The sequence below is a fragment of the Billgrantia antri genome (assembly GCF_019430905.1).
GTDB classification, from domain to species: Bacteria; Pseudomonadota; Gammaproteobacteria; order Pseudomonadales; family Halomonadaceae; genus Halomonas; species Halomonas antri.
On sequence record NZ_JAHYCA010000001.1, the window covers coordinates 201,552 to 215,752 of the forward strand.

Below are 14,201 nucleotides of genomic sequence, written 5' to 3' on the forward strand. Positions count from 1 at the left end.
GTCTTGTCATGCGGCGATCGGCCCTTAGGCGGGCGCCATTATGGCAAAAAGGGGGCCGTCAGGAAACGGGAACTTTGACCGAAGTTCATGTAGTTTTACTACTACATCGAGACATATCGCCGCAGGTTGGACGCATCATGCTTGTGCATCGCAGCATTGCGCCGCGCCGGGCGAGACGTGCATCGCCCCGCCCCGATCGACGACGTTCAGTGCAGAACCGGCGGCGGCCCGTCCTGGGTACGCAGCAGCGCCTCGATCTCGTTGTCCGAAAAACGGTAATGGGTATGACAGAAATGGCACTGGGTCTCGATCTCGCCCCGTTCGGCCAGCACGTCGCGCAGCTCATCGGCGCCCAACGTCAGCAGGGCATTGCCGATACGCTCCCGCGAGCAGGTGCAGCCGAAGCGTAACCGCTTGGGCTCGAAGACCCGTACCGTCTCCTCGTGATAGAGCCGGTGCAGCAGTTCTCGCTGCTCGAGCCCGAGCAGTTCCTCGGTGCGCAGCGTGCGGGCCAGCTGCACCGTGCGCTCCCAGGCATCCTCGTCCTGGTTCTGCGACTCGTCCGGCAAGCGCTGCAGCAGCAGCCCGCCGGCACGTTCATCGTCGGCACGCAGCCACAACTGGGTAGGCAGCTGTTCGGACTGCGAGAAGTAGGCTTCGAGGCAGCCGGCCAGGCTGTCATGGTCGAGCGCCACGATGCCCTGGTAGCGATTGCCCTCGCGCGGGTCCAGGGTGATCACGATATGGCCATCACCGACGAGTTCGCGAAAGCCCGCCTCGCCGGCCGGCAGCGTGGCATCCTCCGCCACTCGGGCGATGGCGCGCAGCTCGCCGCCGGGGTTGGACTCGGCCATCAGCAGCGACAATGCGCCCTCGCCGCGCACTTCGATGCTGAGGATACCGTCGAGCTTGACCGTATCGGTGAGCAGCGCCACCGCCGCCAGCAGCTCGCCCAACAGGCGATTGACGGCCGGCGGGTAGCCATGGCGATCGAGCACCTCGCCATAGGCACGTTCGAGGGTGACGATCTCGCCACGTACATTGGTGCGTTCGAACAGGAAACGCTGGATCTGGTCGGTCATGATCGATTCCGAAAGAGGTCGTTCTTAATGGGTCGGCAGGCGGGGATACTCACTCGTCCTGCTGGCGCTGGAAGCGCTGGATCTCGCGACGCTGCTTCTTGTCGGGGCGCTTGAGCGGGTGCTGCATGGCCTGATTGGTCAGCCGTCGGCCTTCCGCCTCGCGCGCGCGACGTTCGACGCTCTCGGCGGTCTCGCGATAGAGTTCGCGGGCCTCGGGCGCACCACGGCGCTGGTCGGAAAGCGCCACGACCTCCACCTCCCACACGTCCCAGCCCTGGGGCACGCGAACCAGCGCCCCCACCTCGACGTTCTTGCTGGTCTTGGCGCGGCCGCCGTTGTAGTGCACCTTGCCGCCTTCGATGGCCTTCTTGGCCAAGGCCCGGGTCTTGAAGAAGCGGGCCGCCCATAGCCATTTGTCGAGTCGTACGCTATCCAATCTTGCCTCCCTCCTCGCCGGGCACTGCCCGGTCGCTGCGTATCATTTCGCCACGTACCTTGTCGTCACGTAACTTGTCGCCAGGTACTTCGGAGGGTAGCTCCTCGGGCAGGATCGTGGCGAAGCGGTCGAGGGCGATGAACTCTTCCAGTTCCTTCTCGGGACGCGTGCTGTCGGGCTGCTTGATGCCCAGGAGGTGGCGTATGCCGAACTCCCGCGCACTCTCCAGCACCTCGGGGTTGTCGTCGATGAAGAGTGTCCGCGACGGATCGAAGGGCTCGACTTCCTGCAGCGCGAACCAGAACTCCTGGGCTTCCTTGGGCACGCCCAGGTCGGCCGAGGAGACGATGGCATCCAGATAGGCCTCGAGGCCGGTGAGCGGCAGCTTGAGCTCGAGGCTTTCACGGTCGGCGTTGGTCGCCAGAATTACCCTGGGATGAGCCCTCTGCAACCATTTGAGAAAGTCGAGTGCATCGCTGCGCAGGCCGATCAGATGCTGGATCTCGCGCTTGAGGGCGACGATATCCACCCCCAGCTCGCGGCTCCAGTAGGCCAGGCTGTACCAGTTCAGCGTACCCCGCTCACGCAGGATGCGCGCGCGGATCTGCTCCTGGGTAGCCTCGTCGAGGCGGTGCAGCTCCACGTAGCGCCGTGGCAGGTGTTCCAGCCAGAAGTGACTGTCGAAGTGCAGGTCGAGCAGTGTGCCGTCCATGTCGAGCAGAACGGTATCGATGGCGCGCCAGTCGATCATGTCGACTCCCGGTGGGTCTGTGCAGGGGAAGGCGTGGTATTGTACCCAATGCGGAGAGACGACGCATTCCCGGCAGCCCGCATGACACGGAGCCTTCATGTCCGAGAGACGCCCCCTGCAAAAACCCCAGGTGCTATCGCGCCAATCCGTGGCCAGAAGCCGCCTGTTCCACATCGAGGCGCTGGACCTGCGTTTCGCCAATGGCGCCGAGCGCACCTTCGAGCGTCTCACCGGCAGCGACCAGGGCGCGGTGATGATCATCGCCATGCCCGATCCCGATCACGTGCTGCTGATCCGCGAGTACGCCGCAGGTTTCGAGGATTACGTGCTGACCCTGCCCAAGGGGCTGGTGGATCCCGGCGAGGATATCGTCACCGCGGCCAATCGCGAACTGATGGAGGAGTGCGGTTTCGGCGCCCGGCGCATCGAGCCACTGGTGGAGCTCTCGCTGGCACCCAACTACATGCGCCACCGCATGCAGGTACTGCTCGCCACCGACCTCTATCCAAAGCGTCTGCCCGGCGACGAACCGGAACCTCTGGTAGTCGAGCAACACGCCCTGGAGGAACTGCCCGCCCTGTTGATGCGTGACGACTTCCACGAGGCGCGTGCCATCGCCGCCCTGTTCATCGCCCGCGACACCCTGCGTGAGCGCCGCGACAAGGAGACCCCACTGAGCTGGTGAAGCAAGCCCCGGGGCTCAGCCGTGGCGGTGAAGCTGGCGCAGGCTGCCGCCGTTATTCTCCTTGAGGCGAATCCAGCGGTTCTGGCGGTAGCTGTCGAGCCCCACCTCCAGCAGGGTCATGACCTCGATCCCCTCCTCCACGCTGACCGGCACCGGCGCACCGCTTGCCAGCGCCTCGACGATACCGACGTAGTAGGCCAGGTAATCGCCGGGGAGCCCCTGGTGCTCCCGGGTGACCAGGGACCCGTCGCTACCTTCGGCCAGCGTCAGCTGGCCCGGGCTCTGATCGACGCCCCACTCGCGCGTGGGGGTGCGCCCCTCCTTGAGCCAGTTCTCCTGGGGGTCGCGGCCATACTTGACGAAGCTGCCCCGGGTGCCGTGCAAGGCCTGCTGCGGTGTCGGCTCGGCCACCAGCGAGCTGGCGCGCAAGATAACCCTGAGGGCATCGTACTCCAGCAAGGCATGAAACTCGTCGTCCACCTCGGCACCATCCCGCGCCGCCATCAGATCGAGCAGGATCGCCCGCGGCATGCCGAACAGCGTTCTGGCCTGATCGAGCAGATGCGCCCCCAGGTCGTACCAGATCCCGCTGCCGGGCTTGTGCTGTTCGCGCCAGCGACCGGCCACTACCGGTCGGAAGCGATCGAAGCGCAGCTCCAGCGACACCGGTCGCCCCACACTTTCCTCCGCGACCAGTGCTTGCAGGGTACGGAAATCGCTATCCCAGCGGCGGTTGTGAAAGACGCTGACCCGGCGCTCGGCCTTGTCGGCCTCGGCCTTGAGCAGACGCGCTTCCGACAGCGACACGGTAAAGGGCTTGTCGACCACCAGGTGCTTGCCGGCGGCCAGGGCTGCCTTGGCCAGTGGGTAGTGAGTCTCGTTGGGGCTGGCGATGACCACCAGATCGATGTCCGGACGGGCGAACAGCGCCGCTGGCTTGGGCAACACGTCGACTTCGGGCAGCACGTCGTGCACTCGCTCGGGCGAACTGCTGACCACGGCCAGCAGCTCCAGTCCAGGTGTCGCCTGGATCAGCGGGGCATGGAAGATACGGCCGGCCGTGCCGAAGCCGATCAGGCCGACACCGAAGGTCTGCTTGCGCATGTCGTCGTTCCTTACTGCTGCTTGATGAAGCCCGCAACGACGAACCGGGCCAGGGCCCGGTTCGACACTCGTCTCAGTCGAGCTTGGACAGATCCCTCACCGCTCCCTTGTCGGCGGACGTCGCCAGCAGCGCATAGGCCTTGAGCGCGGCCGAGACCTTGCGCACGCGCTGAATGCTGGGCTTCCAGGCCTGACTGCCGCGCGCCTCCTCGGCTTCACGACGTGCGGCCAGTTCGCTGTCGGACAGCTTGACGTCGATCGTGCGGTTGGGAATGTCGATGCGAATGATGTCGCCCGTGCGCACCAGGCCGATGGCACCGCCTGCCGCGGCCTCCGGCGAGACATGACCGATGGAGAGGCCGGAGGTGCCGCCGGAGAAGCGCCCGTCGGTGAGCAGTGCACACGCCTTGCCCAGCCCCTTCGACTTGAGATAGGAGGTCGGGTAGAGCATCTCCTGCATGCCGGGTCCGCCCTTCGGCCCCTCGTAGCGAATGACGACGACATCCCCTTCCTTCACCTCGCCGGCGAGGATGTGTTCCACCGCCTGGTCCTGGGACTCGACGACATGCGCCGGCCCCTCGAACACCAGGATCGAGTCGTCGACGCCAGCAGTCTTGACCACGCAGCCGTCGACGGCGATGTTGCCGCGCAGTACCGCCAGCCCGCCCTCCTTCGAGAAGGCATGCGCGAGGTCACGGATGCAGCCGGTAGCGCGGTCGCCATCGAGGCTCGGCCAGCGCGCGCTCTGCGAGAAGGCTACCTGGGTCGGCACGCCGCCGGGGCCGGCCTTGTAGAACTCCACCACCTCGGGGCTCGGGTTGCGCATGATGTCCCACTCGTCCAGGGCCTCCTTGAGGGTGTCGCCGTAGACGGTGGGTACGCGGGTATCGAGCACGCCGGCACGGTCGAGCTCGCCGAGGATCGCCATGATGCCGCCGGCGCGATGCACGTCCTCGATGTGGTACTTCTGGGTATTGGGCGCCACCTTGCACAGCTGCGGCACTTCCCGCGAGAGGCGGTCGATGTCGACCATGGTGAAGTCGAGTTCGGCCTCCTGGGCGGCGGCCAGCAGGTGCAGGATGGTATTGGTGGAACCGCCCATGGCGATGTCCAGCGTCATGGCATTCTTGAACGCTGCCTTGGAGCCGATGGCGCGCGGCAGCAGGTGCGTCTCATTGCCCTCGTAGTAGCGCTTGGCCAGCTCGACGATGCGGTGCCCGGCGGTTTCGAACAGCCGGCGACGATCGGCATGGGTAGCCACCACGGTGCCGTTGCCCGGCAGCGCCAGGCCCAGCGCTTCGGTCAGGCAGTTCATCGAGTTGGCGGTGAACATGCCGGAGCAGCTGCCGCAGGTGGGACAGGCGCTGCGCTCGACCTCGGCCAGGGTGGCGTCATCGACCGAATCGTCGGCGGCCATGACCATGGCATCGACCAGATCGAGCCCGTGGTCGATCAGCTTGGTCTTGCCGGCCTCCATCGGGCCGCCGGAGACGAAGATCACCGGAATGTTGAGGCGCATGGCGGCCATCAGCATTCCCGGGGTGATCTTGTCGCAGTTGGAGATGCACACTAGGGCGTCGGCGCAATGGGCATTGACCATGTACTCGACGCTGTCGGCGATGATGTCGCGACTCGGCAGCGAGTAGAGCATGCCGTCGTGGCCCATGGCGATGCCGTCGTCGACGGCGATGGTGTTGAACTCCTTGGCCACGCCGCCGGCCTTCTCGATCTCCCGTGCCACCAACTGCCCCATGTCCTTGAGATGCACGTGCCCGGGCACGAACTGGGTGAAGGAGTTGGCCACCGCGATGATCGGCTTGTGGAAGTCCTCGTCCTTCATGCCGGTGGCACGCCACAGGGCGCGGGCGCCGGCCATGTTGCGGCCGGCCGTGGTGGTACGGGAGCGATAGTCGGGCATGGTGTCCTCTTCGTGCGCATTCGCGCTATACGGTTAGCGCCGTCTCTGCCACCGAAGGGCGACGGTCTAGGTCTGGGATCAGTCCGATTCTGTCATGCACGGGCCGCAGCGGCTAGACCACCAGCGTATGGTCATCGGGTAACGGCTGAGTGCCGTACAGCACCCACACATCCAGCGCCGGCCCCAGATCCTCGATCAGGCGCAGCTCGTCAGGATGATCTTCCAGAGCCTGCCGGGCGCAGATACCCGCCTCGTAGCGCCCGTCCAGCAAGCCCTCGGCCACCGCCACGGTGGTCGGCGCATCGACCTCCTCACTGAAACCCGAGAGATCGGTGTAGTAACGGGTCGCCGGCTGGCGGATCACCTGACGCGGCTCGGCGATCTCGCGCCGCGCCAGCAGCGCTAGCGGATGACTGCCAGCCACGAAGACATCCACCGGAAAAGCGCGATGCATGTACCGGCCCACGCAATCGGCATGACTGAAATGTGCCGTGCACTGCAACACACGGTCGACTTTCCCCGCCACCAGCGCCGCGAAGGCCGTCGGAAAGTCGTCGAGCAGCGTCACCTGTGCGTCGGCTTGTCCGCGAGTCGTGAGATAGCGACGCAGGACCAGCTCATGGTTGCTCCCTTCCGGGCCTAGCGTGGCGACGATCATCTCGAGCTCCTCAGACGTTGTTATCACAAAGCTAAAATCACCAGCGTGCCGGCCACCACCAGGAGTGCACGTAGCCACGCCGTGCGCCGAGCGATCACGCCGTAGGAGATGGCAACGAGACCCAGCGCGATCTTCACCGCGTCGAAGATTGCCCACAGCGGATCGAAGGCCAGGCGGATCACGTCGGGATTGGCGACCATGGCCAACGGAATGATATAGAGCCCGAGGCCCAGCGCCATGGCCTTGATCGCCACTTTCAGCCAGTTCTCCCCAACCATGCCGGCGGCAATGAACACGCCGCCGCACACCGGCGGCGTGATGGTCGAGAGCAATGCGTACCAGAACACGAACAGGTGCGCCAGGAGCGGCTCGAGCCCCAGTTCGGTGAGCGCCGGCCCGGCCACCGAGACGCAGATCACGTAGGCGGCCGTGGTCGGCACCTCCATGCCCAGCACAAGGCAGGCAAGCGCGGTGAGCAGCAGAGCCGGCCACAGCATTTCGTTCGACAGCGAGAGAATGCCGGAGGTGATCTTGACGCCGAGTCCGGTCAACGACAGCACGCCGATTACCAGCGAAGCGCAGATGATGATGGCACCGATCACCGCCACCTGGCGTCCGGCGGTGACCACCGCCTCCGCCAGGCGCGAGGCGAAGCCTCGCAGGGAGAACGTGAGGGTCGCGTCGCAGAACAGCAGCAGCAGGCCGGCGAAAATGGCGATGCTCGCCGCGTACTGCGGCGTATAGCCCCCCAGGAATATGCGCTCGAGCAGCAGCACGAATGGCACGGCGAAGAACAGCGAGGTGATGAGCACCTCCTTGCCACCGGGCTGATCGCCCGCCGCCATGGGACGCAGGTCATGGCGGGTGGCGAAGGCATTGATCCCCATCCACACCGTGGCGAAGTAGAGGATGGCCGGGAGCAAGGCCGCCGCCATGATCTGGGTGTAGGGTGTGCCGGTGAGTTCGACCATGACGAATGCCCCGGCCCCCATCAGCGGCGGCATGATCTGACCACCCGAGGACGCCACCGCCTCGACGCCGCCCGCCAGGGTGCGCGGATAGCCCAGGCGGACCATGGAGGGAATCGTGATGGCACCGGTAGAGGCCACGTTGGCCGAGGCGGAACCGGAGATCGACCCCATCAGCGCCGAGGAGATCACCGCCACCTTGGCCGCACCGCCGGTCAGGCGCCCGGCGAAGGCGCTGGCCAGGTTCATGAAACCGCGCCCCGCCTCGCCGGCGTTGAGCACCGCACCGAAGATGACGAAGATCGCCACTACCCCGACGCTGACCCCGGTCAGCTTGCCCCACAGGCCGCCCTCAGTGAGGGTCAGCGTCCCCACGTAGCTCTGCAGCGGCAGCCCCGGGTGACCGAACTGGCCCGGCACCCATTCGCCGAACAAGCCATAGAACAGCGCCACCAAGGTCACCAGCGGCAGCGGCCAGCCGATCGCCCGACGCGCCGCCTCCAACGCCAGCCCGATCAGGAATACGCCGACGAGCATCTGGAAGTGCGTGTCGATGAAGCCATACTGGCTCGCCAGCGCCTCCTCGTTGAAGGCGATGTAACCGCAGGCGGCAATGCCCAGCAGGGTCAACAGCCAGCCGCTCCAACGCTCCCAGGGCGTTCGCGCGGCATGGATCAGTATCCAGGGTAGCGCCAGGGCCATGTGCAGTGGCCGGCTCACCAATGCCGGGGCCAGGCCGTAGAAGATCAAACCCAGATGGAAGGCGACCGTTAGCGTGCCCAGGATCACCCAGACGGGATGCGTGCGCGGCGAGCCGTCGACGGCCGAACCGACCGCCGGGGAGGAGAACGTCGATGACATAAGAAAGCCTTCAACGGGGCCGGCGGCATGACTGTCCAGGCCGGCCCGGCAGGGTTAGCGCAAGTCGTCGGGAACTTCGATGTCGACTTCGTCGTAATAGCGCAAGGCCCCTGGGTGCAGGGTACCGGCAATGTTGCCGATCATGTCGTGGGTGATACCGCCCCACCAGGGAGACTCCTCGGCCATGGTCTCGCGCCGCTCCCAGAAGGTCTTGGTCAGGGTATAGGCGGTCTCCTCGTCCATGCCGGTGGTGGTATAGGCGATGACCGGCAGCGAGGTGGTCTGCACGTCCTCATCGACGCCGCTGTAGGTACCAGCCGGGATGGTCTGGCGTGCGGCACCGGTCTGCGCGATCTGCTCATCGGTAAGGCTGACCAGGCTGATCGGCATGCTGGCGGCGGTCTCGATCACGTTGGGCGTGGGAAACGAGCTTGCCGTGACGAAGGCTTCGATCTGGCCATTCTTCAGTGCATCAGGACCGCTGCCGATCTCGGCATTGGCGACGCTCACCTTGTCCATCAGATCGAACATCTCAAGGTAGCGCTCCGCCTCGCGGGCGCCGAAGGTACCGCGGCCGATCAGGATCTCCTTGCCCTCGAGATCTTCGAGCTCGATCACGCCCTCGTCACCGGCCACCACGAAATGCATGGTGATGGCGGGAATCGGGAACAAACCGCGAATCTCATCGAAGCGTGGGCTCTGGCGCTCGGCGAAGGGCCCCTCACCGGCCATGGCCTGTTCGACCAGCCCCGGCGGCGTGGTGAAGACGTAGTTGCCCTGGCGCGCCATCACCTCCATGACGTTCTGTACCGAGCCCTGGCTCTCCTCCAGCGTCAGCACGACGTCGCCGTCGGTTCCCTGCCGAATCGCCTCGGACAGCTCGACGCCCATCTGGTAATAGGCGGTACCCGCCGAGGCGGATTTGTAGGTCACACGGGTCTCGGCCTGAGCGGAAAGTGAGCCGACCCCCACCAGAACGGCGGTGGCCGAGGCCAACAGGGTACGGGCAAAGGCATGCTTGCGGTTTGACATGTGTCTCTCCGTTATCGTCGTCCAGCATCGCGGTGCGATGGCATTGTTGTGATTTGTTATGGTTATGAATTCGTTATAAAGAAATGTCGAGCATCCGTCTATAATGCCGATTTTTTGGCTCGAAGAATACCTAGGATGAGCACATGCGAATCATGGCCGTAGTGGGCGGCGCAGGAGGAATCGGCAGCGCCATCGGCGAGGTACTACTCACGGCAGGAGAGTTCGTCTTCCTGCTCGACCGCGCAGAGGCACGCGAACAGGCAGAGGGATTGCTGGCGCGCTGGCCGGAGCGCTGCATCTTCATTGATTGCGACCTGACCAGCCCCAACAGCATCGCGGCGGCCTTCGCCCGCATCGAGGCGCATGGCGCCGGACTTGACGCCTGCATCAATGCTGCCGGCGTGATCCGTAGAGGCCGCTTCGTCGATGTCTCGGCGGCGGAGCTTGACGAGATGCTGGCGGTCAACGTCAGCGGCGCCTACCAGGCACTGCAGGCCGCCGCCCGCTTGATGATGGCCGGCGACGGCGGCCACATCGTCACCGTCACCTCGGCCCATGGCCTGCGCACCACCGCCGAGCGCTCGGCGTATGCTATGTGCAAGGGCGCCATGCTGGCCCTGAGCCGGGCGCTGGCGGTAGAACTCGGCCCCCACGGCATCCTGGTCAATGCCGTGGCACCCGGGCCGGTCAGCGCCGGTATGCAGGATGCCGAGTCACAGTCGCGCCGGCGCTGGCAGGCAGCGACGCCACTCGGCCGGGTCGCGGAAGCCGACGAGGTGGCCTGGGCAGTGGCCTTCCTCGCCGCTGCCGAGAATACCTTCATCAGCGGCGATACCCTGGTGGTGGACGGCGGCGCCAATGTTGCCATGTAACGCCGCGCATTTCGCCATGGGCATCAAATACCGAACGCCACCTTCGCCACGTCGCGGTAACGCTTGGCGAAGTGCACCGTCATGCCCTCCTTGAGGAAATCGGGCAGTTCGTCGTAGTCGCGGCGGTTGGCCTCGGGCAGGACGACCTCGAAGATCTTGCTGCGCCGGGCGGCGATGATCTTCTCGCGAATGCCGCCCACCGGCAGCACCTGCCCGGTCAGCGTCAATTCGCCGGTCATCGCCAGTGGCCTGTCGATGCCCTGGTGACGCGCCAGTGACAGAAGTGCCGTGGCCATAGTCACCCCCGCCGAGGGGCCATCCTTGGGCGTGGCGCCCTCGGGCACGTGCAGGTGGACGAAGGCGGAATCGAAGAAGTCGGTATCGATCCCGTACTCGGCGAGATGACCCAGAGTATAGCTGTAGGCGATGTTGGCCGACTCCTGCATCACTTCGCCGAGCTTGCCGGTGAGCTTGAAGCCGCGGGTCAGCGAATGCACCTTGCCCGCCTCGATCGGCAGCGTGGCACCGCCCATGGAGGTCCAGGCCAGGCCGGTGACCACCCCCTCGCCTTTGAGTACCTGCTCCTGGCGGAACAGCGGCGCTCCGAGATATTCCTCGAGATTCTTGACCGAGATGCGCACCGATGCCTGGTCGCCTTCGAGCAGCTTGACCGCGGCCTTGCGCACGATGCTATGGAGCTGTTTCTCGAGCTGGCGTACGCCCGCCTCGCGGGCATAACCCTCGATCACCTGGCGCAGCGCCGCGTCGGTGAGGTTGATGCGCTTCTTGGGGATCTTGTCGCGCTCGAGCAGCTTGGGCCACAGGTGGTGCTTGGCGATGGCCACCTTCTCCTCGGCGATATAGCCCGACAGGCGGATCTGCTCCATGCGGTCGAGCAGCGGACCGGGGATGGTGTCCAGCGCGTTGGCGGTACACACGAACAACACCTTGGAGAGATCCAGGCGCACGTCGAGATAGTGATCGAGGAAGTCGACATTCTGCTCGGGATCGAGCACCTCGAGCAGGGCCGAGGCCGGATCGCCCTGGAACGACTTGCCCAGCTTGTCGATCTCGTCGAGCATGATCACCGGGTTCTCGACCTCGACCTCCTTGAGCGCCTGGACCAGCTTGCCCGGCATGGCGCCGATGTAGGTGCGGCGGTGACCCTTGATCTCGGCCTCGTCGCGCATACCGCCCACCGAAAAGCGGTAGAACTCCCGCCCCAGCGCCTCGGCGATGGAGCGGCCGACCGAGGTCTTGCCCACCCCGGGCGGACCGACCAGCAGCAGGATCGAGCCGCCCACGTCGCCCTTGAAGGTACCCTCGGCGAGGAACTCGATGATGCGCTCCTTGACGTCCTTGAGGCCGTCGTGGTCGCGGTCGAGCACCGTCCGGGCGTGGACCAGATCGAGCTGATCCTGACTGCGCACGCCCCATGGCATGGAGGTCAGCCAGTCCAGGTAGTTGCGCGTGGTGCCGTACTCGGGCGAGCCGGTCTCCAGCACCGAGAGCTTGTCGAGTTCCTCCTCGAGGCGGGTCAGCACCTTGGGCGGCACGGTCAGCCCCTCCAGCCGGTCGCGGAAGGTATCGACGTCGTTCTCGCGATCATCCTTGGAGATGCCGAGCTCGCGCTGGATCACCTTGAGCTGCTCGCGCAGGAAGAACTCGCGCTGGCGCTCCTGCATCTGGGCGTTGACCTGCTCGCTGATCTCGGTCTGCAGCTGGGCGACGTCGATCTCCTTGCGCAGCAGCGGCAGTACCTTTTCCATACGCGCCTGAACCGGCAGCGTTTCGAGCACGGCCTGCAGCTCACGCCCTTTGGCCGAGGTGATGGCCGCGGCGAAATCGGTCAACGGACCCGGCTCGTGGGGACTGAAACGGTTGAGGTAATGCTTGAGTTCCTCACCATAGAGCGGGTTGATCGGCAACAGCTCCTTGATACCGTTGATGATCGCCATGGCGTAGGCGCGGGTCTCGTCCTCGTCGGCCTTGACCGGTTCGCGGGGATAGCTGACCTCGACCAGGAAAGGGGGCTCCTTCGACAGCCAACGCTGGATGCGAAAGCGACGCAGGCCCTGGGCAATGAACTGCAGCTGCCCCTCCTCGCCGTGCATCTTGTGCACCTTGACCGCCGTGCCGATCTCGGGGAAATGGTCGTGGCCGAGCTCGTCCACTGCCCTGTCGCCGACGAAGGCCACGCCAAGCGTCTGGTGGGGCGTGTTCCCCACCCGGCGCATGGTCTCCTCCCAGCGCTCACGGTTGATGACCAGCGGCTGCACCTGCGCAGGAAAGAAGGGCCGGTTGTGGATCGGCAGCAGATAGATGCGTTCGGGCAGATAGTCACTGGCCGGAATGACCGCGTTGGCGACTTCGTCCACTTCACCATCGGAGCCCAGTGCCTCGTCAGACCCCGCCCTCGCCTGCCAGCCGTGTTCGTCCTGATCGTGCTCGCTCATGAAAACCTCGTCCTGAAGCCAATAAAGCCAATGCTCACTGCCCAGAGGAATGTGGGCAGCAACGGCCAACTTCAAGGTGAACAGAGCTCAATGAGCAAAAGTCGATGAAGCACTAGCGCCAGAGCGGCGGTAGCGGACGCCCGTTGACACGCACCTGACCCCGTCCGATATCGACCTCGAGGGTGCGCGTATCCAGCGGCAAGCCGAGCCACAGCGCGACCACGGTAGGCAGCTCATGCCAGGTGAAGTCGCCGTCGAGCCGCCGCCGCCAACGCTCCTTGACTGCGGGTTCCTCGAAGTCGACCAGACTCAGGGCATCCAGACGACGACCATCGAAGAACAGCGCACCATCCACCCGTGCCGCCAGGCCCAGCATCGGGCTGTCCAGCTCGAGGCGCTGCAGGTCAAGGCGCGGCGAGTCCTTGAGCATCGCCAGCAAATAAGGTTCTAGCGCCGCCAGCAGAGCGTCAGGGTCATCCCCGTGAACACCGCTCGCAGCCAGCTCGCGCAGCCGCGCCATGGTATGGCGAATCGCGTCGGCATTGAGACGCGAAAGCTCGGCCTCAACCTGCCCGGTCAACAGCACTTGCTCGGCTGCATGAATCTCGCCGAGATCGATATCGAGCTGCATGCGAAGTTCCTGCTCATCCAGCGAGATACGATTCGCCAAGCGGAATGCGGTAGCATCGAGCTCGAGTTGTGGCTGGTGCCAGGAGAGCGATTCGATTTGCAGCCGATCCTCCTGAGTAAAGGCGCGCGCATCCTGGGTATAGGCATAATGGCTGTTGAGCGTGGCGGGGCCGACCTCCAGACGAACGGCACCGTCACTGAGCGTCCATGCGCTCAGCTGGGCACGCAATCGCCAGTTGCCCTGCTCGCCGCTGAACCGCAGGCGCCCCCCGTCGAAGGCGAGTTCACGCTGCTGCTGAGTGATACGCAGCGGCGAGAGCTGAATCCTGCCCTCGAGCACGCCGTTCAATGTGTGGTAACTGGCCTCCCACTGCGGTGGTGAAGAGGCCAGTGAATCGCCGAACAGGTTTACCCCGTCGGGACCATGGCGCAGCATTGCCTCGCCGTTGAGGAGGGTGCTGAGTACGCCATGTTGAGCTTGGTAGGTCAGCTCCAGCTGCCACGCTTGTCCCAAAAGCGGCGCCAGGCGAATACGCCCGGTCGAGGTCCACCACCCCTGCTCAACGTCCAGGCGCTGGATATCGATTTCGCCGCGTGCCTCCAAATCGGCGAGCGTACGCGCCATCTCTCGCTCGAACAGCCAGCTTGAGACGGCCTGGCCCACTAGCCAGACAAGCAACAGCACGACCAGCAACGGGACGATGAGCCGTTCCTTGCGCATAGCTTTCGCCTCCCTGTCGATTTCCTT

Annotated in this window: 12 protein-coding genes; 2 read left to right on the plus strand and 10 right to left on the minus strand. The window is 65.1% G+C overall.

The window, feature by feature from the left end; all coding sequences use genetic code 11:
• Positions 1 to 206 precede the first annotated feature (206 nt).
• The 3 genes from hslO to yrfG are packed head-to-tail and all read right to left on the minus strand — an operon-like array spanning position 207 to position 2,269.
• Complete coding sequence (gene hslO / locus KPL81_RS00925) at positions 207 to 1,082, minus strand: Hsp33 family molecular chaperone HslO (RefSeq protein ID WP_219790316.1); 876 nt, start codon at positions 1,080 to 1,082, stop codon at positions 207 to 209.
• Between the two features lie 49 nt (positions 1,083 to 1,131).
• On the minus strand, positions 1,132 to 1,518 hold the full coding sequence (gene hslR / locus KPL81_RS00930; RefSeq protein WP_197448095.1) for a ribosome-associated heat shock protein Hsp15: 387 nt from the start codon (positions 1,516 to 1,518) through the stop codon (positions 1,132 to 1,134).
• Positions 1,511 to 2,269 (minus strand): GMP/IMP nucleotidase, encoded by a 759-nt coding sequence (yrfG, locus tag KPL81_RS00935; protein WP_197448096.1) that lies wholly within the window; start codon positions 2,267 to 2,269, stop codon positions 1,511 to 1,513. The genes hslR and yrfG overlap by 8 nt, the downstream gene beginning before the upstream one ends.
• A gap of 97 nt (positions 2,270 to 2,366) precedes the next feature.
• Between yrfG and nudE the strand changes: the two genes are divergently transcribed.
• The gene (gene nudE, locus KPL81_RS00940) at positions 2,367 to 2,954 is read left to right on the plus strand and encodes an ADP compounds hydrolase NudE (RefSeq protein WP_219790317.1); all 588 of its coding nucleotides are present in this window, start codon (positions 2,367 to 2,369) and stop codon (positions 2,952 to 2,954) included.
• Positions 2,955 to 2,969: 15 nt separating this feature from the next.
• Here the strand turns inward: nudE and KPL81_RS00945 are convergent, their stop codons facing one another.
• The 5 genes from KPL81_RS00945 to KPL81_RS00965 all read right to left on the minus strand — a co-directional run bounded on the left by KPL81_RS00945 (position 2,970) and on the right by KPL81_RS00965 (position 9,495).
• Positions 2,970 to 4,058, minus strand: coding sequence for an oxidoreductase (locus tag KPL81_RS00945; protein ID WP_219790318.1), 1,089 nt, complete (start codon positions 4,056 to 4,058; stop codon positions 2,970 to 2,972).
• 73 nt (positions 4,059 to 4,131) lie between these two features.
• Positions 4,132 to 5,976 carry a dihydroxy-acid dehydratase gene (gene ilvD, locus KPL81_RS00950; RefSeq protein ID WP_209473545.1) on the minus strand — a complete coding sequence of 615 codons (1,845 nt, stop codon included), beginning with the start codon at positions 5,974 to 5,976 and terminating at the stop codon, positions 4,132 to 4,134.
• Positions 5,977 to 6,088: 112 nt separating this feature from the next.
• Positions 6,089 to 6,634 (minus strand): hypothetical protein, encoded by a 546-nt coding sequence (locus KPL81_RS00955; protein WP_219790319.1) that lies wholly within the window; start codon positions 6,632 to 6,634, stop codon positions 6,089 to 6,091.
• 23 nt (positions 6,635 to 6,657) lie between these two features.
• The gene (locus KPL81_RS00960) at positions 6,658 to 8,463 is read right to left on the minus strand and encodes a TRAP transporter permease (protein ID WP_219790320.1); all 1,806 of its coding nucleotides are present in this window, start codon (positions 8,461 to 8,463) and stop codon (positions 6,658 to 6,660) included.
• 54 nt (positions 8,464 to 8,517) lie between these two features.
• Positions 8,518 to 9,495, minus strand: coding sequence for a TAXI family TRAP transporter solute-binding subunit (locus KPL81_RS00965; RefSeq protein WP_219790321.1), 978 nt, complete (start codon positions 9,493 to 9,495; stop codon positions 8,518 to 8,520).
• A 143-nt stretch (positions 9,496 to 9,638) separates the two neighbouring features.
• On the opposite strand from KPL81_RS00965, the gene KPL81_RS00970 reads away from it, so the two are divergent.
• Positions 9,639 to 10,367 carry an SDR family NAD(P)-dependent oxidoreductase gene (locus KPL81_RS00970; RefSeq protein ID WP_219790322.1) on the plus strand — a complete coding sequence of 243 codons (729 nt, stop codon included), beginning with the start codon at positions 9,639 to 9,641 and terminating at the stop codon, positions 10,365 to 10,367.
• A 23-nt stretch (positions 10,368 to 10,390) separates the two neighbouring features.
• Here KPL81_RS00970 and lon read toward each other — a convergent pair whose 3' ends face one another.
• Entirely contained in the window at positions 10,391 to 12,823 is a 2,433-nt protein-coding gene (lon, locus tag KPL81_RS00975; protein ID WP_219790323.1) for an endopeptidase La, read from the minus strand.
• A 112-nt stretch (positions 12,824 to 12,935) separates the two neighbouring features.
• Entirely contained in the window at positions 12,936 to 14,174 is a 1,239-nt protein-coding gene (locus KPL81_RS00980) for a DUF945 family protein (RefSeq protein ID WP_219790324.1), read from the minus strand.
• Between the last annotated feature and the right edge of the window lie 27 nt (positions 14,175 to 14,201).

Bases quoted from the DNA above. Each gene is read 5' to 3' on its own strand.
- hslO (WP_219790316.1), bottom strand. From the start codon at position 1,082: ATGACCGACCAGATCCAGCGTTTCCTGTTCGAACGCACCAATGTACGT.
- yrfG (WP_197448096.1), bottom strand. From the start codon at position 2,269: ATGATCGACTGGCGCGCCATCGATACCGTTCTGCTCGACATGGACGGC.
- nudE (WP_219790317.1), top strand. From the start codon at position 2,367: ATGTCCGAGAGACGCCCCCTGCAAAAACCCCAGGTGCTATCGCGCCAA.
- KPL81_RS00945 (WP_219790318.1), bottom strand. From the start codon at position 4,058: ATGCGCAAGCAGACCTTCGGTGTCGGCCTGATCGGCTTCGGCACGGCC.
- ilvD (WP_209473545.1), bottom strand. From the start codon at position 5,976: ATGCCCGACTATCGCTCCCGTACCACCACGGCCGGCCGCAACATGGCC.
- KPL81_RS00955 (WP_219790319.1), bottom strand. From the start codon at position 6,634: ATGATCGTCGCCACGCTAGGCCCGGAAGGGAGCAACCATGAGCTGGTC.
- KPL81_RS00960 (WP_219790320.1), bottom strand. From the start codon at position 8,463: ATGTCATCGACGTTCTCCTCCCCGGCGGTCGGTTCGGCCGTCGACGGC.
- KPL81_RS00965 (WP_219790321.1), bottom strand. From the start codon at position 9,495: ATGTCAAACCGCAAGCATGCCTTTGCCCGTACCCTGTTGGCCTCGGCC.
- KPL81_RS00970 (WP_219790322.1), top strand. From the start codon at position 9,639: ATGCGAATCATGGCCGTAGTGGGCGGCGCAGGAGGAATCGGCAGCGCC.
- lon (WP_219790323.1), bottom strand. From the start codon at position 12,823: ATGAGCGAGCACGATCAGGACGAACACGGCTGGCAGGCGAGGGCGGGG.
- KPL81_RS00980 (WP_219790324.1), bottom strand. From the start codon at position 14,174: ATGCGCAAGGAACGGCTCATCGTCCCGTTGCTGGTCGTGCTGTTGCTT.